23 protein-coding genes are annotated in these 18,055 nt (G+C 35.3%); 19 read left to right on the forward strand and 4 right to left on the reverse strand.

The annotated features are described in order from the left end of the window. Positions 1-117: 117 nt before the first annotated feature. On the reverse strand, positions 118-531 hold the full coding sequence (locus ABLC00_RS08790) for an HIT family protein (RefSeq protein WP_033846306.1): 414 nt from the start codon (positions 529-531) through the stop codon (positions 118-120). An 18-nt stretch (positions 532-549) separates the two neighbouring features. After that, on the reverse strand, positions 550-819 hold the full coding sequence (locus tag ABLC00_RS08795) for a YARHG domain-containing protein (RefSeq protein WP_002049864.1): 270 nt from the start codon (positions 817-819) through the stop codon (positions 550-552). Positions 820-1,083: 264 nt separating this feature from the next. Here ABLC00_RS08795 and ABLC00_RS08800 point away from each other — a divergent pair, with 264 nt between their 5' ends. The 5 genes from ABLC00_RS08800 (at position 1,084) to ABLC00_RS08820 (ending at position 4,124) form a co-directional block, all read left to right on the forward strand. Beyond that, entirely contained in the window at positions 1,084-1,509 is a 426-nt protein-coding gene (locus tag ABLC00_RS08800; RefSeq protein WP_004708928.1) for a GFA family protein, read from the forward strand. A gap of 128 nt (positions 1,510-1,637) precedes the next feature. Continuing rightward, positions 1,638-1,838, forward strand: a complete 201-nt coding sequence (locus ABLC00_RS08805; RefSeq protein WP_002049802.1) for a hypothetical protein — start codon at positions 1,638-1,640, stop codon at positions 1,836-1,838. Between the two features lie 501 nt (positions 1,839-2,339). Beyond that, positions 2,340-2,564: a hypothetical protein gene (locus ABLC00_RS08810; protein ID WP_017392812.1), complete on the forward strand. Its 225-nt coding sequence runs from the start codon at positions 2,340-2,342 to the stop codon at positions 2,562-2,564. Positions 2,565-2,740: 176 nt separating this feature from the next. Continuing rightward, complete coding sequence (locus tag ABLC00_RS08815; protein WP_016805590.1) at positions 2,741-3,115, forward strand: TonB C-terminal domain-containing protein; 375 nt, start codon at positions 2,741-2,743, stop codon at positions 3,113-3,115. Positions 3,116-3,356: 241 nt separating this feature from the next. Next, positions 3,357-4,124, forward strand: coding sequence for a class I SAM-dependent methyltransferase (locus ABLC00_RS08820; protein ID WP_004708924.1), 768 nt, complete (start codon positions 3,357-3,359; stop codon positions 4,122-4,124). 121 nt (positions 4,125-4,245) lie between these two features. Here the strand turns inward: ABLC00_RS08820 and ABLC00_RS08825 are convergent, their stop codons facing one another. Continuing rightward, a complete protein-coding gene (locus ABLC00_RS08825; RefSeq protein ID WP_033846305.1) occupies positions 4,246-5,331 on the reverse strand; it encodes an alpha/beta fold hydrolase in 1,086 nt (361 codons plus the stop codon). A gap of 134 nt (positions 5,332-5,465) precedes the next feature. Here ABLC00_RS08825 and ABLC00_RS08830 point away from each other — a divergent pair, with 134 nt between their 5' ends. The 7 genes from ABLC00_RS08830 to ABLC00_RS08860 all read left to right on the forward strand — a co-directional run bounded on the left by ABLC00_RS08830 (position 5,466) and on the right by ABLC00_RS08860 (position 10,927). After that, positions 5,466-6,653, forward strand: a complete 1,188-nt coding sequence (locus ABLC00_RS08830) for an O-succinylhomoserine sulfhydrylase (protein ID WP_004887364.1) — start codon at positions 5,466-5,468, stop codon at positions 6,651-6,653. Between the two features lie 178 nt (positions 6,654-6,831). Continuing rightward, positions 6,832-7,068 (forward strand): hypothetical protein, encoded by a 237-nt coding sequence (locus ABLC00_RS08835; protein ID WP_033846304.1) that lies wholly within the window; start codon positions 6,832-6,834, stop codon positions 7,066-7,068. A 256-nt stretch (positions 7,069-7,324) separates the two neighbouring features. Further along, positions 7,325-7,654, forward strand: a complete 330-nt coding sequence (locus ABLC00_RS08840; RefSeq protein ID WP_001024697.1) for a YbaB/EbfC family nucleoid-associated protein — start codon at positions 7,325-7,327, stop codon at positions 7,652-7,654. A gap of 9 nt (positions 7,655-7,663) precedes the next feature. Continuing rightward, positions 7,664-8,260, forward strand: coding sequence for a recombination mediator RecR (gene recR, locus ABLC00_RS08845; protein WP_000490551.1), 597 nt, complete (start codon positions 7,664-7,666; stop codon positions 8,258-8,260). A gap of 307 nt (positions 8,261-8,567) precedes the next feature. After that, positions 8,568-9,692, forward strand: coding sequence for an HRDC domain-containing protein (locus tag ABLC00_RS08850; RefSeq protein ID WP_002049871.1), 1,125 nt, complete (start codon positions 8,568-8,570; stop codon positions 9,690-9,692). A 497-nt stretch (positions 9,693-10,189) separates the two neighbouring features. Beyond that, positions 10,190-10,456: a hypothetical protein gene (locus ABLC00_RS08855; protein WP_004708919.1), complete on the forward strand. Its 267-nt coding sequence runs from the start codon at positions 10,190-10,192 to the stop codon at positions 10,454-10,456. A gap of 129 nt (positions 10,457-10,585) precedes the next feature. Then, entirely contained in the window at positions 10,586-10,927 is a 342-nt protein-coding gene (locus tag ABLC00_RS08860) for a hypothetical protein (RefSeq protein ID WP_033846303.1), read from the forward strand. Between the two features lie 73 nt (positions 10,928-11,000). Here the strand turns inward: ABLC00_RS08860 and ABLC00_RS08865 are convergent, their stop codons facing one another. Further along, positions 11,001-11,165: a hypothetical protein gene (locus ABLC00_RS08865; protein WP_000086293.1), complete on the reverse strand. Its 165-nt coding sequence runs from the start codon at positions 11,163-11,165 to the stop codon at positions 11,001-11,003. A gap of 486 nt (positions 11,166-11,651) precedes the next feature. Here ABLC00_RS08865 and ABLC00_RS08870 point away from each other — a divergent pair, with 486 nt between their 5' ends. From ABLC00_RS08870 to aroC, 7 genes are all read left to right on the forward strand, one after another. Beyond that, positions 11,652-11,912 carry a YcgL domain-containing protein gene (locus ABLC00_RS08870; protein ID WP_151277154.1) on the forward strand — a complete coding sequence of 87 codons (261 nt, stop codon included), beginning with the start codon at positions 11,652-11,654 and terminating at the stop codon, positions 11,910-11,912. Further along, entirely contained in the window at positions 11,905-12,291 is a 387-nt protein-coding gene (locus ABLC00_RS08875) for a hypothetical protein (protein ID WP_002050047.1), read from the forward strand. Before ABLC00_RS08870 ends, ABLC00_RS08875 begins: the two co-directional genes overlap by 8 nt. 29 nt (positions 12,292-12,320) lie before the next feature. After that, positions 12,321-13,172, forward strand: a complete 852-nt coding sequence (locus ABLC00_RS08880; RefSeq protein WP_002049937.1) for a MoxR family ATPase — start codon at positions 12,321-12,323, stop codon at positions 13,170-13,172. 15 nt (positions 13,173-13,187) lie between these two features. Further along, a complete protein-coding gene (locus ABLC00_RS08885; protein WP_000498059.1) occupies positions 13,188-14,375 on the forward strand; it encodes a VWA domain-containing protein in 1,188 nt (395 codons plus the stop codon). 34 nt (positions 14,376-14,409) lie between these two features. Beyond that, the gene (gene trpB, locus ABLC00_RS08890; RefSeq protein WP_033846302.1) at positions 14,410-15,615 is read left to right on the forward strand and encodes a tryptophan synthase subunit beta; all 1,206 of its coding nucleotides are present in this window, start codon (positions 14,410-14,412) and stop codon (positions 15,613-15,615) included. A 235-nt stretch (positions 15,616-15,850) separates the two neighbouring features. Next, positions 15,851-16,855 (forward strand): 50S ribosomal protein L3 N(5)-glutamine methyltransferase, encoded by a 1,005-nt coding sequence (gene prmB / locus ABLC00_RS08895; RefSeq protein ID WP_002049811.1) that lies wholly within the window; start codon positions 15,851-15,853, stop codon positions 16,853-16,855. A gap of 12 nt (positions 16,856-16,867) precedes the next feature. Further along, positions 16,868-17,959, forward strand: a complete 1,092-nt coding sequence (gene aroC, locus ABLC00_RS08900) for a chorismate synthase (protein WP_033846301.1) — start codon at positions 16,868-16,870, stop codon at positions 17,957-17,959. Positions 17,960-18,055: the final 96 nt, after the last annotated feature.

The raw sequence follows: 18,055 nt of genomic DNA on the forward strand, positions 1-18,055 counted from the left end.
AAGAAGAAATGACAGTTTTATGACAAATAAAAATTAGAAATACTTTATTTCCTTTTGATTTTATTACACTTTTTAAATAAAAAAGCGGAGCCTAAGCTCCGCTTTTATCTCTTCAAATCAAAGAGCTGCTTTAATTTTTTCAGCTAAGGCCTTGATTTTATCTTGATTTCCCAATTGCGCAGCATGTTTACCAAGTTGGTGAACATTTGTTGGAATTAGGTGAAAATGAACATGAGGGACGGTTTGTCCAGCAGCGGCGCCAGATAATTGCATAAGAACAATTCCATCAAGATTTAATGCTGTTTCCATTGCTTTCGCAATTTTTTGCACGATCTGAATGGTATAAGCTGCCGCTTCAGGTGGTAAATCAAGTAAAGTTACTGCAGGAGTTTTTGGAATAACTAATGCATGACCATCGGCTTGGGGCATAATATCCATAAAAGCTAGAACTTGATCATCTTCATAGAGTTTTATCGCTGGAAGTTCTCCACGTAAAATTTTTGCGAAGATATTTTGATCATCATATGCCATGTATTATTCCTTTAAATACTATTTACACTTCAATTCTTTTTGACGTTCTTTAATTGCATCTAGACGTTGCTGCTCTTTATCAGAGAATTTTGGCTTAGTCGTATGACAATTTTCATTACCATATTTTTCTTTAGCATCTTGGTCTTTAAAACAAAAACCTTTTGATGCATAAATTAAATTGTAATCGTCTTGCAATTTTTGACATTCTTGCTCAGGTGTTGCAGCTTGAGCACTGAAACCGGCAAGGGTTACCATTCCAGTGAATACTGCAACCAATAATTTATTCATGAGCTTTTCCTCAGTTAAAGGTATGAACCTGTACTCAATATAAGGTTTATTCCCAATATTTCAATGACTATTAATTACTCAAGTGTTATTAAAAATCACATTTGATCTTATAATACAAAAAAGCTTTAAATATCAATATCTTTTTTTAAATTTATTTTAAATCAATTGGTTAGGTTTTATTTTAAATTAAACAATAAAAATATGTACATAATCAATATTTAAAGTCATTATGAAAATTTCATAGTGATGAATTAAATACATTATATGAGTAACATTGGTTCTTGTTTATGTAATCAAGTAAAATTCTCTATAACTCGTGAAATAAAAACGGTTTATTACTGTCATTGCAGTTTATGCCGAAAACAAACGGGTACAGGAGCGAATGCGGCTACTTTGGTCAAAGAAAGCCAATTTAACTGGCTATTTGGAAGTGAACATGTTTCTACCTATAAAAAAGAGACTGGTTTTACCTCATCGTTTTGTAATAAATGTGGTTCACCCGTACCCAATAAAATTAATGGTACAAATTATATATGGATACCATTAGGGCTTTTGGAACACTCATTTAATCCAGACTTAAAGCTTAATTTTTGTATAGAGTCAAAACATGAATGGGTCGTGCTAGAAGATGCTCATAAAAGTTTTGTCCATTTACCTGTTCTTGAAGAGTTCTTAAAATACTTTGAATAACAGCCTTTAGTTTTTATATCTTTAATGCTTATTAAGTGTTCTTTACATAAATGCTGTGTGTTCACTGTTGAATATATCTGTCATTTAATTAAGCATGAAGTGATATAACTTAACAAAGGATGAATCACATGATAGATGAAGAAAAGCCTTTAAATTTTGAAGATGATGACGAGCCTCTTGATTTTGAAGATGAAGAATTCACAGATGATAAAAAAGAGGATGAAATGTATAACTCGATCACTAAGGATGGATCTAGTGTTGATCCTGCTGATGACGGCACACGACATATTCGTCCAGAAGATGGTGATCCGATAGAACTTGATGAATAAGTGCATCAGTTTAAAAAAGATTAGTCTTTTTAATCTTTAAGTATAAGTGTAATATCCGAGCGCTGTCACAAACAGCAAAAAAGTCCTGAATGATCAGCGCAAAAAATCAAAAGGGTAAAGCCTGCTTACAAAGCGGGCTTTTTTATTTTTATAAAATTTTAGATGACTAAACTTGATCTATGGGTGCTGTAAAAGCTTATTATTTTAAAAAATATTTAGATATCTTTGATGAATGATTAATCAATGCTCCTATTGTTTGTAATGAGCATTTAAAAGAAGCACAAACGTAAATAATAAAAATAAAAAAAGTAGAAAGATCATGAGTTGAAACATATCGTTAAATTATTTAGGTATTTTACACAATTTAACATTTTATGCAAATTAGTTTACATATCATTAAGTTTTGTTAAAGCTTTGATTGAGACTTAATCGTTTTGAAAATGTGACAATTAATAGATAATTTGTTAGATTGTTTGATTTTTATTATAACAGGTGAGCCAGATGAAGAAATTTTTATTTGTCCTTATTGCTGGATTTGGGCTAGAAGGTTGCACATCATTGACGCAAAAAGCTGATGAAAATTATATTACCAAGTCTCCCATTACGCCGGTTAATACTGCATTTAATGGGACAAAAGTACTTGAGCATGGAATTTTTACTGAGCAGGATATTGCTGATATGCCTGAGCATTCAAATATCAATTCACGTTACAAAATATCATTTTAAATCACTACTTAAAAATAAAATTGAATAGTTAGGCTAAACAATCGAGTAAATTAGCTGAAATATAAAGTTTACTAAGATTGTATTTAATAATGACTATTCAATATAAACTATCAGCTTGGTAGTTTTTAAAAAGATAAAATGTTAAGTTTTAATCATTGAAAAAATTGGTTTTATAAATGAAAAATATCATTATTTTAACTTCAATATTGTTATTAACTGGGTGTGCTATTAACTCTAAATCATTATCGCCAGTGAAAAACGGTGATGATAAAACTATTGTAGAGGCTGAAAAATATAAGCAACAATATCAAAAAAAGATATTTAAAATTTGGGATGTCCCACCATCTTCTGTAGGTATGAGCGCTAGCGTTAAAGTGTTTTTAAGTGATAGTGGTGAGATTGAGCAAATTATTTTTCTAGATAAAGAAGATCCAAAGTTCAAATCAAGTATTGAAAAGGCAATATGGCGTGCAAGTCCATTTGTTTTGCCTTCTAATCCTGAGGTAAGAAAACAGGTAAGAAAGTTCAACATCAAGTTTGTGGCAAAGTAAATTTTAAAAACACAAATTTGACTTTTTATTTATTGAAAACCACCAATTGGTGGTTTTCTATATTTGGGATGTAAAATTATAAACAAGATAACTATTAATCATCCTCACTTTAATTACTGTATCCTCATATTCTTTAAAAGATAAATTTATAACTTTATTTTATTAATTATTTAAAAACTAATCATTATTTTTTATCCACTTTTTCTTTTATGGTTAATTCATCAAAGAAGAGGAATGAGCCATGTTGAATCAACATGAGATAAATTTAAAACAGTATCAAAATAAATCTTTAAGTTATTTGAACAGCACAGCTCACTCTGAAGGGATTGAGTTCGATAAGTTTATTAAAGAGATTGAGAAATATTCAAATGCTGTCGTTTTAGATTTAGGTTGTGGTGGTGGCCATGTGGCTTATAACGTTGCTAATCATGCCGATTTAGTTTTTGCTTACGACTTATCTCATGAAATGCTTGATACTGTCTCAAAAGCTGCCAATGATCGAAAAATAAAAAATATTTTTGTACAACAAGGCATAGCCGAAGATATGCCGTTTACTGATGAACAGTTTGATGTAGTGATTAGCCGCTATTCTGCCCATCACTGGCAACATGTACCAACGGCGATGAAAGAAATAAATCGTGTTTTAAAACCTAATGGTACCGTTATTTTTGTTGATATTATCAGCTCAAGTTTTCCCATTTTAGATACGTTTTTACAGACTATAGAGGTTATTCGAGACCCAAGTCATGTAAGAAACTATAGTATTAAAGAATGGGTTTACTTTATAGAAGATGCTGGTTTTGAGTTAACTACCTTAGATAAACAGTCACTCATGCTAGATTTTGATAGCTGGGTGCAGCGTATGAAAACTCCTGAAGACCAAATAAAAACACTTAAGTATCTACAAGAGAATGTATCAGATGTGGTCAAAAAATATTTTAATATTCAAAAAGACGGGAGTTTTGAAAGCAAAGTAGGGTACTTCGTATTTAAAAAAATATCTTTCTAGTCTGCTTTTAGGGTCAATGTTTAAAACATTAGAAAACTTCAAAACCAATCAAACTTATACTTGTGTTTTAAAACTAAGTATAAAAAAGCCCTTTATGTAAGGGCTTTTTCCTTTTTAAAGCTCAAATTTTTGTTGAACGTTCACTTAGCCATGCTTCTAACTTTGGCCAAAACTCTTGAGAACTTGCTTGACTGGAAATTAGTCCCAAATGACCACCTGGAATAAGAGTAAATGTAACATCTTGGCTACTGGTTAAATGGCTTAATGGTTGAGCTGCATCCGCCGTAACCAATTGATCGCTACGACCTGCACCAACCAAGAGAGAACAGTCGATATTTTTTAACTCAATTTTTTTATCTTTTAATAAAATAGAACCTTGCTTCAACGGATTTTGTAGCCAAACATTGAATAACATGTCCTGATTAATCCCTCCTGGATAATCAATCATATTATTTAAAAAATTACTTAAAGTGGCATGTTCTTGTACAAACTGAAGGTCATCAAGGTTTTTCAGTAATTGAACATGACCATCGAGCCAACCTTTAGGGTCAAGAATTTTAAATCCTAGAGAATTTAAAATACCAGGTGTATGAATCAAACGCTTCGGTAAACCTGAGTAGATACGTTCCTGTAGCTTCTTATTGCGAGCAATAGTGTTATTTATGGTTCGGTAGAGTTTTCCAATATAACCAGAAGCATAACTATCAATTGGACTACCTAATACTATAAGGTTTTTGACATAGTTTGGTTGATTATGCGCTGTATATAAAGTAACGAATATACCTGCCATGCTCCATCCGTGTAGAGAAATTTGGTCACTGCCTGAATGGGTGCGAACAAGTTCTATAGCTTTAGGAATAAAATCCTCTATAAATGATAAAAAGTTAAGATGTCTATCTTTAAAGCCCAAACGTCCCCAATCGACTAGATATACGTCAAAACCTGCATTTTGAAAATATTTTACAAGCGAACGATAAGGATATAAATCATAGATCGCCATATTAATTGCTAGGGGAGCAACAAACACTAATGGTTCTTTAAAACGCTTCTGGGTAGCCGCATAGTAACGAACACGGGTTTGATTGAATTCACCAATTACTTCAAACGGAGTGCTTTGTGACAATACTAATGTTTGAGGACGAAATAGTCGGGTAGAGAGGTGCTTGATTTGACTTTGTTCTGGGACAAGGGACTTTAAGCGTTTCATCTTGTTTTACCAACTATACTAAAGATTGATTGAAGTCTAAGCGAAAATTTTCAGGTTTACCTTGACCTTAAATACCTTAGACACTCAAAATGATGATAGTTTTTTAGTACATGACCAGTAAAGGCGCACATTTAATGAACCAGTCTGATGATTTAGAATACCAACTTGATACTTTAGCCATTCGTACCGGACATACTCGTAGTTTTGAAGGTGAGCATGGCGAACCAATTTTTTTGACTTCATCTTTTGTATATGAAAACGCTGCTGAAGCAGCTGCAAAATTTTCTGGTCAAGTTCAAGGAAATATCTATTCTCGTTTTACCAATCCGACTGTATCAATGTTTGAAAAACGCCTAGCAGCTTTAGACGGGGCTGAGCGAGCGGTTGCAACAAGTTCTGGAATGGGCGCGATTTTGTCAGTTGCAATGGCATATTTAAAAGCGGGTGATCATGTTATTTGCTCAAGAGCAGTATTTGGTTCAGTCGTTGCCTTGTTTGAAAAATATATTGCCAAGTTTGGTGTAGATATTACATTTGTTGATTTATGTGATTTGGATGCATGGAAAAATGCAGTACGTCCAGAAACTAAACTTTTATTTGTTGAGTCGCCATCGAATCCATTAGCTGAGATTGCGGATATTCAAGCACTTGCAGATATTGCCCATGCGCATGGTGCCTTACTTGCAGTTGATAATAGTTTTTGTACGCCGGTTTTACAGCAACCATTAAAATTTGGTGCAGACCTTGTGATTTACTCTGCAACTAAATATTTAGATGGACAAGGGCGCGCATTAGGTGGGGCTGTTGTCGGTAATCATCAATTGCTAGAAGAAGTTTTTGGTGTTGTTCGTACACTTGGACCTTCAATGAGTCCGTTTAATGCGTGGGTGTTTCTAAAAGGTCTAGAAACTTTACGCTTACGTATGAAAGCACACTGTGAAAGTGCTCAAATTCTTGCAGAATGGTTATCTACTCATGAAAAAATAGAAAAAGTTTACTATGCAGGCCTTTCAGCTCATGAAGGACATGAACTTGCTGCAAAACAGCAAAAAGGTTTTGGGGGGATTGTTTCTTTCGTAGTTAAAGGTGAGCGTGAAGGCGCTTGGAAAGTAATTGATAACACCAAATTTATTTCTATTACCGGTAATTTAGGTGATGTGAAATCAACGATTACCCATCCTGCGACCACAACGCACGGCAAACTTTCTGCTGAAGCAAAACAAGCAGCAGGTATTCAAGAAGGTCTAATCCGTGTTTCGGTTGGTTTAGAAGATATTAACGATATTATTGGTGATATCTCACGTGGATTAGATTTAATCTAATTAATTTATATATTTAAGACTAAGCCACACTTATTTTAGTGTGGTTTTTTATTCATAGCGTTGTTACTTACATATAACGAATGAAATAAAAAGACTACATTTTGTTATAAATGACTCTAAAATCACAACGTATAAAAGTTCTAAATTTAATAAAAATAACAAAGTGAGTTTTTTAACCATGCTTAAACCTATAATTATATTAGTCGCTATAGGGGCAATTGGTTTGGTTGGATACAGAGTATTTGCCCAAAAGGACGAACCGACTCAGATTAGCGAAACTGTATTGTTAATTAATGATGCGAACAAATCAGTTGAAGATGCAGATCATTCCATAGAAAAGGCAAATGCCTCTTTTCAAAAAATACCTTTAAATGAATACAAACCGGACAATAAAAACCTTCAAGCTTCACAATAGTTTCACTTAAATTTTAGAACTGGCTCTAAGCGTAAAAAGTTTTACACAGAAAACTTTAAACAGATAAGTTAGCGAAAATAGTTTCATAGATAGCAATAGAAAACATTAATTTATTGTGTCAGAATTACAGATTAATTTTGATTTAAACGTAATGACCTCAATGATCTTTGTGATGAGTTGAGTGACTAAAAGAGTTTAAGTTCTGAAGTGTTATGTGACTATCAATTATATTTGATAGAGATTCGGAGTTAGGTTTATGAATATCAATATGCTCATGCAGCAAGCGCAGCGCATGCAAAAAGATATGGAATCAAATATAAAAAAGGCCAAAGAAGAGCTTGCTCAAACTGAAGTACACGCTGAAGCGGGTGGTGGTTTGGTTAAAGTAACCATGACTGGTCGTTATATCGTAAAACGTATCGAAATTAATCCAGAATTGCTTCAAGATGAACCAGACATGATTGAAGACTTAATCGCAGCTGCGGTGAATGATGCTGTGCGTCAAGCCGAAGTAGTTTCTGAAGAAAAAATGCAAAAAGCTAACTCTGGTATGGGTTTACCTCCTGGTTTAGCGGGCATGTTCTAAGGAAATTCAGTGTTTAGTGATAGATTTGAACAACTCGTTCAAGCTTTACGTATTTTGCCTAGCGTTGGACCGAAGTCGGCTCAACGTATGGCTTTACATCTTTTGATGAAAAATCGTGAAGGTGCATTTGCTTTAGCGCATGCTCTACATGAAGCATCAAGTTATATTCATGAATGTAGTGTTTGCCACTCTTTAACTGAGCACGAAATTTGTGATATTTGCGCTTCAACAGAAAGAGATGATCAACTGCTATGTGTGGTTGAATCTCCGGCAGATGTTATGGCAATTGAACAAAGTGGTAGTTTCCGTGGTAAATACCATGTATTGGGTGGGCATCTTTCTCCATTAGATGGGATTGGGCCAGAGGAAATAGGTATTCCTTACCTAATTCAACGCTTAAGCCAAGGCACTATCGAAGAAGTCATTTTGGCGACTAACGCCACTGTAGAAGGTCAGGCGACAGCGCACTATTTGGTTGAAGCGACGAAACATTTGCCTATTCACATGACACGTATTGCTCAAGGTGTACCTCAAGGTGGTGAGCTTGAATATGTTGATAGTCATACATTAAGTCAAGCGGTGCATAACCGTATGCGTATGAAATAAGTACTTCGGTGCTTATTTCAAAGATTTTTTAAAATAAAAATTGTATTATTAAAAAATCTTTTTAAAAGACAAAAACATATTTTTAAAAAATTACTGAGTGAATATATAAATTAAAAAAAGCCGTTAGTAAAAATAAATTTTTATAAGGATCTTAAATTGAAAAATTTAAAATAATGATCAAAAAATTATCTCTTTTTTGGAAAATTGTTCAAAAATAGATTATTCATCATGGATTCAGTAGCATTTTTCTATTGCTATGTTATATATACCAGAGTTTAAAGCACTCTTTGCAGTTACTTGAGAAAGCATGTTTCAGTTTATCCAACAGCAAACCGAATTGGTTGATGTCCTTCAACAAATGGATCAATGTTCAACGTACGGACTTGATACAGAATTTATTAAGGTTGATACCCTTTGGCCTAAACTTGGAGTATGTCAAGTTAATGTTAACGGAAATGTATATTTGCTGGATGGCGTGTCGTTAGACTTAAGAGATTTTTGGAAAAAAATCTTTGTTGCTCAACAAAATATTTTTCATGCATGCGGTGAGGATATTGATTTAATCTATCACTATGCTGATGAACAAAATCTATTAAATGTTTTTGATACCCAAGTTGGACTTTCTTTTTTAGGGCATGGTTTACAAGTCAGTTATCAAGGTGCTTTAAAGCTTTGTTTAGAAATCGACATTGAAAAAGACCAAACTCGATCAGATTGGTTAGCAAGACCTTTGTCACCTCAACAGTTATGTTATGCTGCAAATGATGTCCTATACCTTATGCAGTTAGCAAACCATATTAAGGACCAGCTTAAGCAAAAAGGTCTTTATGAGTGTGTTCTTGAAGACTGCCGCAGTTTAACCAAAGAAATTATTAGTGAAACACCAACACCATTACTCTATACAGATGTAGGTAATTATCGACACTCACGCCGTCAATTAATGCAATTGCAAAATTTAAGTGAATGGCGTGAACATATAGTTAAAGCAACCAATCAACCACGTAGTTTTATCCTTAGAAATTCTACAATGATTGATTTGGTTGAAAAAAATCCACGTAATAATTTCCAGTTATCACAAGTAAGAGATATCCGTCCCAATGTTGTTCGTGAATATGGCAAAATTATTCTGGATCTTTTGAAGGATTTACCAGTAGAAGGGCAATGGCCAGCTAAAATTGCTAAACCTTTTAAAATTACATCAAAAGAAACATTAGATAAAATGGATGCATTAATTGCAAACGCAATAGAGCAGACTTCCATTCCGAAAGAAGTTTTACTTCGTAAGAAATGGTTAAATGCAATTCATCAACATGTACTTTCTAAAGGTGATGAACAAGACTTACCTGACTATTTGTTAGGTTGGCGCTATGAATTACTCACTAAACCTCTTATTGAGCTATTTACAGAAGAGAAAGCAAGTCTCTTATTTTAAATTTAAATAGGTGTTTTTAGTTTAAATGCACTTTGTATTTAGAAAATATTTTATTTGATTAATATTTATTCAACTTCTTGTATTTAATCTTGCTTTAAAAATAAGCCTTTTTATAAGGCTATCTTTATAAACTTAAATTTTTGTTTAGTTATACTTTATATATTTAGGTTGTTTTTGAAGTTTAAATACTATAAATATGAGTTCATCTTAATTTTATATGATTATGCTGAATTAAATTAACTTTATGCGTGAGAAAAATTCAATTGCGTATATATACAGGTCTGTATATTCTTAGCAACAAGAAAAACAATTTCAAAATAAACAATATATAACTATAAGTTTGTTTCGGTGCAGAAATATAGAGGCCTTCTCGGGGAGAGGAGGCCTCTAATTTTATATACAAAGTCTTAAAAAGTTTTTAAAATCAATAATAAGTTAATATTGAGATTAATTTTTTATGCTATAAATGAAAGTTACTAATAACTAGAGAGATAAACATGACTAATAATTTTAATGCTGAACAGGCAAGAAAAAATGCTAAAGATGTCAAAATAGATCAAGCAATATTGTTGGAAAAAATCTTATCTGGAACTGAAGAAGTCTCGAAAGAAGGTAAACGTCGAGCAGTGTTTCAATTTCCAATAGATGCTTTGCATCCTGAACACATTACGCAGGTAGAGGAAGAGCTAAAGACACGAGGTTTCAACGTTTCAACCAATATTGATCAGTCTGGTACAACCGTCAATATTGAAGTCAGTTTCTAAGCTTTAAACTATTCAAACGCCCATAGATTAGGGCGTTTCTTATAATTTTTTACAATCTAAATTTATAAAAATCAATATATTGTTTGACAGGTTTATGCTTCTTCTGTAGCTTTACTTTTTGAGTGGAATATGGATATGAACTTCCAAACAATACTTTCATCTTTCAAAAATCAATCGACTGGTACAGATGCATTTAAAAACTTAAAAAATGCGTGTGAGCAGTATCTTAAGCAATCTTCAAATTTAAATGAAAAAGCCGCAGCTTATCTTATTTATGGGTTTGCTCGTAGTTATGTCATTTTATATGAAGATGAAGCGGTAACTACCGAGTTTGCACAAGCTTCTAAAGAAACATTAATGAATTACATGAATCATTTAAATGAAGCCTTACTTACTGAAAACCACAGCAAAATTTTGTGTGCCTTAAATCAGGTGAGTAATGACTATATGCAGGGCTCAAGAGTCTTTTAAAACTTTTGATTAACTTATCGATAAGATACTTCTTTAGTCCTTAACTTAACTAAAGAAGTATCCAGTAATAATTTTAATGTGATTTTTTCTTGCCGCCACCATCTTGTTTATTGACAGTAGACCATGCGATACGTTCAGCTTCTTCTTGAGAATGACCTCTATCTACTTCACTCTCAACAATATGTTTAGCCTGACGCTTTTGTTTTGCTGTGTAAGATGATTTGTCGCCACGAGACATAGCAAAGACCTCCATATTTTCTTTTAAGATCTTTTATTATTGAAACACATTCGAATTTAAAATCGGTTAAATAATGTCTTATCGTGTATGCATACTTTGAATCTTTTTTAAATCTTATTTTAACTTTTATTGAAAATAAATTTATTATTTTCAATTCTTTAAGATAATTTTAATTTGTTTAAGACTAAGTTTATTGTTTTCAAAATGTAATTTTTTCATTTTATAAAAGTTGATAAAAAGCTTTTTTATGTAAAATTAATACGTTAATAAAGGTTGGAAAATTTAAAACTTTAGAAAATTAAAAGTTATTTATCGACCTTAATGATTGTTCTGGGTTAATATTTCGCGAGAAAAGAAAAAACGACTGATGCGTAAACAAACCTGCGTGTGTCTGTTGTTTTTTTTCATGTATGCTGTCCTTAGTTCAAGAGTTGATTTGAAATGCACTGTGATATTTATAGATCGAGCAAAAAAGATGAAATGTACATTTATATTGCTCGTCCAAACTATCCTGATGATGCGGAGCAAGCTGATCCGTTTGAAAAAGTTCCAGAAGCTGTTTTACAAGCATTTGGTCGTGCAACGTTTGTCATGCATTTAGAATTGGCTCCAACACGTAAATTAGCGCGTGTAAATGTTTTACATGTTCTAGACTCATTACAAACAAAAGGTTTCTTTATTCAGATGCCGCCAGAAGGGTTAATTAACCCAAATGCAGTTGAACCAGAGGGCTTACGTGGTGCGTGAAGATCAAGCTGGAGTTCTAAATCAATTACTTTCTTCTCTCGATGCAGTTCCTGAGGAGATCATTGCTTTAACAGCTTATGGCGTTGGCGCTATTATTGCTTTGTGGTGTTGGTGGCGTTTAATGCGCCGCCTACCTGCTACTTTTGGCGCAATAAGCTGGTTAGTTGTTTTTGCCATTTTGGTGACACCAACCGTTTCGGAAGGTCCTAATGCATCTGTAGCTCCAGCTATTTTTGGGCTATTGTTTGGTGTGTTAACTAAAGACAGTCCTTTAATCTGGTCAAATTTATCCTTAATTCTGTTTGTAATCGGTCTAGGTTTGCTTATTGGCTATTGTTGGTCAAAATATACAACAAACAAAAGCATGCGTTCCATCTAACCATTGAAATAGAAAAATAAGGTCTCTACATGTCTGCTGATACCCAACATTTTACCGGTACAGATCAATATATCGCGACTGATAGTCTTAAACTTGCTGTAAAAGCAGCCCGCGCTTTGCAAAAGCCTTTATTGGTTAAAGGTGAGCCGGGTACAGGTAAAACTTTACTTGCTGAGCAAGTGGCACAAAGCCTTGGTTTAAAACTCATTACTTGGCATATCAAGTCAACAACTAAGGCACAGCAAGGCTTATACGAATACGATGCTGTGTCTCGTTTGCGTGACAGCCAACTTGGTGATGATCGTGTTTACGATATTAAGAACTATATTAAGCCCGGTAAATTGTGGGAAGCTTTCACCAGTGAAGAGCGATGTGTGCTTTTAATTGATGAAATTGATAAGGCAGATATTGAGTTTCCAAATGACTTGTTACATGAACTTGATAAGATGTCTTTTTATGTTTATGAAACAGGCGAAACAATTACTGCTACTCAACGTCCAATCGTAATTATTACTTCAAATAACGAAAAAGAATTACCAGATGCGTTCTTGCGTCGCTGCTTCTTCCACTATATTGAGTTTCCAGATGAAGCAACGATGCGCGAAATTATCTCGGTACATTTCCCAAATATCTCTGCGACTTTGGTAAATGAAGCTCTGCAAGTTTTCTTCAAACTCCGCGAAATTCCTAACTTGAAGAAACCCCCATCTACATCTGAACTGATCGATTGGTTGAGTCTGCTTATGGCAGATGATATGCCAGAAGATGTACTACGTAATCGAGATACATCAAAAGCTATTCCACCTTTGTATGGCGCACTCATTAAAAACGAACAAGATGTGCAACTGCTTGAACGTTTGGCTTTCATGTCGCGACGTTAAAGGAGGGAATAACCCATGTTTGTGCGGTTATTTTACACCTTACGAAAATATGGTGTTCCAGTCACGACCCGTGAATTGATTGACTTAAATCGTGCGGTGAGTGAAGGTTTAGTTTTTGCCGATCAAGAAGAGTTCTATCAACTTGCTAAAACAATTTTAGTTAAAGATGAACGCTTTTTTGATAAGTTCGATCGTGCCATGAAAGATTACTTTGATGGCATAGAAACCTTTGATATCGATGAATTACTCAAGCAAGTCCATAAACTACCAAAAGACTGGTTCGATTTAGAGCTTTTAGAAAAGCATTTAACACCAGAGCAAAGAGCTGAGCTTCAAAAAGCGGGTTCTTTAGAAGAACTGATGAAAATGCTAGAAGAGCGTTTACGTGAACAGCATAAAAAACACCAAGGTGGTAACCGTATGGTTGGCACAGGTGGAACTTCACCTTTTGGGGCTTTTGGTGACCATCCGGAAGGCGTCAGAATTGGTGGGCCGGGCCGTAAACGTTCCGCGGTTAAAGTTTGGGAACAGCGTAAATACCAAAATCTAGATGATGACCAAGTTCTTGGTACTCGCCAAATGCAAATTGCTTTACGGCGTTTACGCAAATTTGCCCGCCAAGGCGCTGCCGAAGAGCTAGACGTTGATGGAACAATTCGGGAAACAGCCAAGCAAGGTATTCTTGATGTTCAAATGGTGCCAGAGCGTCGTAATCGAATTAAAGTACTGATGTTGTTTGATGTGGGCGGTTCAATGGATGCTCATATAGCTCAATGTGAAAAGTTGTTTAGCGCGGCTAAAACTGAATTTAAAACACTTGAATACTTTTATTTTCATAACTGTCTTTATGACTATGTTTGGAAAGATAACTACCGAAGAACAGCGACTCGCATGAACACATGGGACTTGTTTCATACCTATGGACGTGACTATCGTGTAATTGTCGTAGGTGATGCCAGTATGGCACCGTATGAGCTGAAATCGGTAGGTGGCTCGGTTGAGTATATGAATGATGAAGCAGGTGAAGTTTGGTTACGTCGTCTGCGTCAGCATTTTGATAAAACAGCATGGTTAAACCCTGAAACAGAAGGGTATTGGCATTACACCCAAACAATTGGTTGGATTAAAGAGATTTTTGAAAACCACATGTACCCAATGACTCTAAAAGGCATTGAAGATTTAACGCGTTACCTTTCTCGATAAACTTGATAACTTTAATAATTTAAAGAGGGATGATATGCAACATCAAATTAATGGTATTGCTTTACCAAATGAGCAAGGATTTTTTGGTGAGTATGGAGGGCAATTTATTCCTCCACATTTAAAAGAAGCAATGGATGAAATTAATGTTGCTTATGAAGAAATCCGCCATACACCAGAGTTTCAAAATGAATTATCAGATCTCTTTGCAAATTATGTAGGTCGTCCAAGTCCTTTATTTCATGCAAAACGCCTTTCAGAACAGTTAGGTGGTGCACAAATTTATTTAAAGCGTGAAGACTTAAACCATACGGGTGCTCATAAAATTAATCACTGTTTAGGTGAGGCTCTACTTGCTAAGTATATGGGCAAAAAGAAAGTGATTGCCGAGACGGGTGCGGGTCAGCATGGGGTTGCTTTGGCAACAGCATGTGCTTTAGTGGGTATTCCATGTGAAATCCACATGGGTCAAGTCGATATTGAAAAAGAACATCCAAATGTGGTCAAAATGAAAATTTTGGGCGCTCATTTGGTATCGGTAACTCGTGGTACAGCAACCTTAAAAGATGCTGTAGATAGCGCATTTGAAGAATATTTAAAAGACCCTAAAAACTTTATTTATGCCATTGGTTCTGTGGTTGGGCCACATCCATTTCCAAAAATGGTTCGTGATTTTCAATCAATTATCGGTAATGAAATTAAAGAACAGACGCATCAGCGCTTTGGTAAAAGTCCAGATTATGTGGTGGCATGTGTTGGTGGTGGTTCAAATGCAATCGGTGCATTTACGGCATTTTTAAATGATCCAGATGTAAAACTTGTTGGAGTTGAACCCGCTGGACATGGGCTAGATACAAAGATGCATTCCGCAACCCTAACCTTAGGTAAACCAAGTCAAATTCATGGTATGGCGTGTTATGTACTTGAAAATGAGGCTAGTGAACCTTTGCCGGTGCATTCTATCGCTTCAGGATTGGACTATCCTGGTGTTGGGCCACAACATAGTTTCTTAAAAGATTTAGGACGTGTGGAATATAGCACTGCAACAGATCAAGAATGTTTAGATGCGTTTATGACCCTATCACGAGTTGAAGGTATTGTTCCTGCACTCGAAAGCTCACATGCTGTGGCATGGGCAATACGTGAAGCGCCAAAGCTGCTGAAAGAAACCATGATTGTGGTTAATCTGTCGGGTCGTGGTGATAAAGATTCAGACTATGTGGCAGAAAAGCTTAAGCTTTAAGTCAACTAAACAAGAAAAGCGGTCAATCATAATGGCCGCTTTTTTGTTTTAGAGACTACAATACTGCTACTTATAAACTTCATTATTTCTTAACTAAAACAAAGTATTCTAATTTTAAGCTGCGATTGTTACAGATTGAGATGTAAAACACTGGTTCACAAGGCAAAGCGTTGCGTTGCTTTGTCTCACTCAGTAGAATAGTCACTTTGCAAAATTTGCCTTTGGAGACGCCTAAGTGGAGCGACCGACGATTAGCCCTGAACATTTACAGGAAGCTGCTGAAAATTTATCAACAATTCGAGATTTTATTCGTTTTGGGGTATCAGCATTACGTCAACATGATGCACATTTAGGACAAGGCACTGAAGATTATTTTGCAGAAAGTTCTGCATTAGTTTTACAAACCTTATCTCTTGAATGGTCAGCAGATTCAGAGATTTTAGATGCTAAACTTTTACCAAGTGAAAAAGCAGAATTCTTAAGCTTGTTGGAGCGTCGTATTAATGAGCGTATTCCAACTTCTTATTTGTTAAATTTAGCTTACTTCTTCAATAAGCCATTTTATGTCGATGAGCGTGTGCTTATTCCTCGTTCACCAATTGCAGAATTAATTGAGCAACGTTTTGCACCATATTGCTTAGATGAAAATGGTCAAATGCGTGAAGCACTTAACAACTTACCAGAAAATAGCAAGCCTAAGACACCGCAACGTATTTTAGACATGTGTACGGGTTCTGGTTGTATTGCAGTAGCTTTAGCTTATGCTTATCCAGATGCAGAAGTCGATGCAACCGACATTTCTAAAGAAGCTTTAGAAGTAGCATCGATTAACGTTGAACATCACAATAAACAATATCAAGTTGCGTTACTTGAATCTGACTTGTTTGCCAAAATTCCAGCTGAAAATCAGTATGATTTAATTGTAAGTAACCCTCCATATGTTGATGCCGAAGATATGGCTGATTTACCGGAAGAGTTTTTACATGAGCCTGAACTTGCATTAGCAGCAGGTCAAGATGGTTTAGACTTGGTTCGTAAAATGTTAGCTCAAGCGGCAGATTATTTAACAGAAGATGGTTTAATTGTAATTGAAGTGGGCAACTCTGAATGGGCAATGCGTCAAAACTTCAATACAGTTGAGTTTAACTGGCTGACTTTCCAAAAAGGTGGTTCAGGTATTTTTGCGTTGACTGCTGAACAATGTCGTCGTTATAGAAAACTATTTGCAGAACAAGCTTAAGGAGTTGTACGTATGGCAGGGAACACTATTGGACAACTCTTTCGTGTGACTACATGCGGTGAATCGCATGGGGTTGGTTTAATGGCAATTGTTGATGGCGTGCCGCCAGGTCTTGCATTAACCGAAGAAGATCTGCAAATAGATTTGGACCGTCGTAAGCCGGGTACATCAAAATTTGCGACTCAGCGTAAAGAGCCTGATCAGGTTGAAATCATTTCAGGTGTATTTGAAGGTAAGACGACTGGTACTCCAATTGGTTTGCTTATTCGTAATACTGACCAAAAATCGAAAGATTATGGAAATATTGCGCAAACCTTTAGACCAGGTCATGCGGATTATACTTATACACAAAAGTATGGGTTCCGTGATTATCGTGGTGGTGGTCGTTCAAGTGCTCGTGAAACTGCTATGCGTGTTGCAGCGGGCGCTATTGCGAAGAAATATTTAGCAGAAAAATTTGGTGTCTCGATTCGTGGTCATGTGACTCAAATTGGTAATGAAGTTGCTGAAAAGTTAGATTGGAATGAAGTTCCAAATAATCCTTTTTTCTGTGGCGATGTAGATGCTGTTCCTCGTTTTGAAGCATTGGTTACGTCTTTACGTGAACAAGGTACAAGCTGTGGCGCCAAGTTAGAAATTTTAGCTGAGAAAGTTCCTGTAGGTTGGGGCGAGCCTGTTTTTGACCGTTTAGACGCTGATATTGCACATGCAATGATGAGTATTAATGCAGTTAAAGGCGTTGAAATCGGCGATGGTTTTGCTGTAGCGGGACAGTTCGGACATGAAACACGTGACGAATTGACTAGTCATGGCTTTCTAGCGAATCATGCTGGTGGTATTTTAGGTGGTATTTCAAGTGGTCAAACCATTCGTGTAGCAATTGCACTAAAACCGACTGCAAGTATCACAACTCCAGGTAAAACCATTAATTTAAACCGTGAAGATACCGATGTGTTGACTAAGGGCCGTCATGATCCGTGCGTGGGTGTTCGAGCAACTCCAATTGCGGAAGCAATGTTAGCAATTGTGCTAATGGATCATTTTTTACGTCATCGTGCTCAAAACGCGGATGTTGTTCCTCCATTTGCACCAATTGAACCATAGTTCTAGCTCTCGTTAAGTAAAAAAAGCCACATAATTTAAAGTATGTGGCTTTTTTATTGAGAGCAATTTTTTAATTAAATATATATCTTTTAACTA

Source organism: Acinetobacter nosocomialis, assembly GCF_041021905.1.
GTDB classification, from domain to species: domain Bacteria; phylum Pseudomonadota; class Gammaproteobacteria; order Pseudomonadales; family Moraxellaceae; genus Acinetobacter; species Acinetobacter nosocomialis.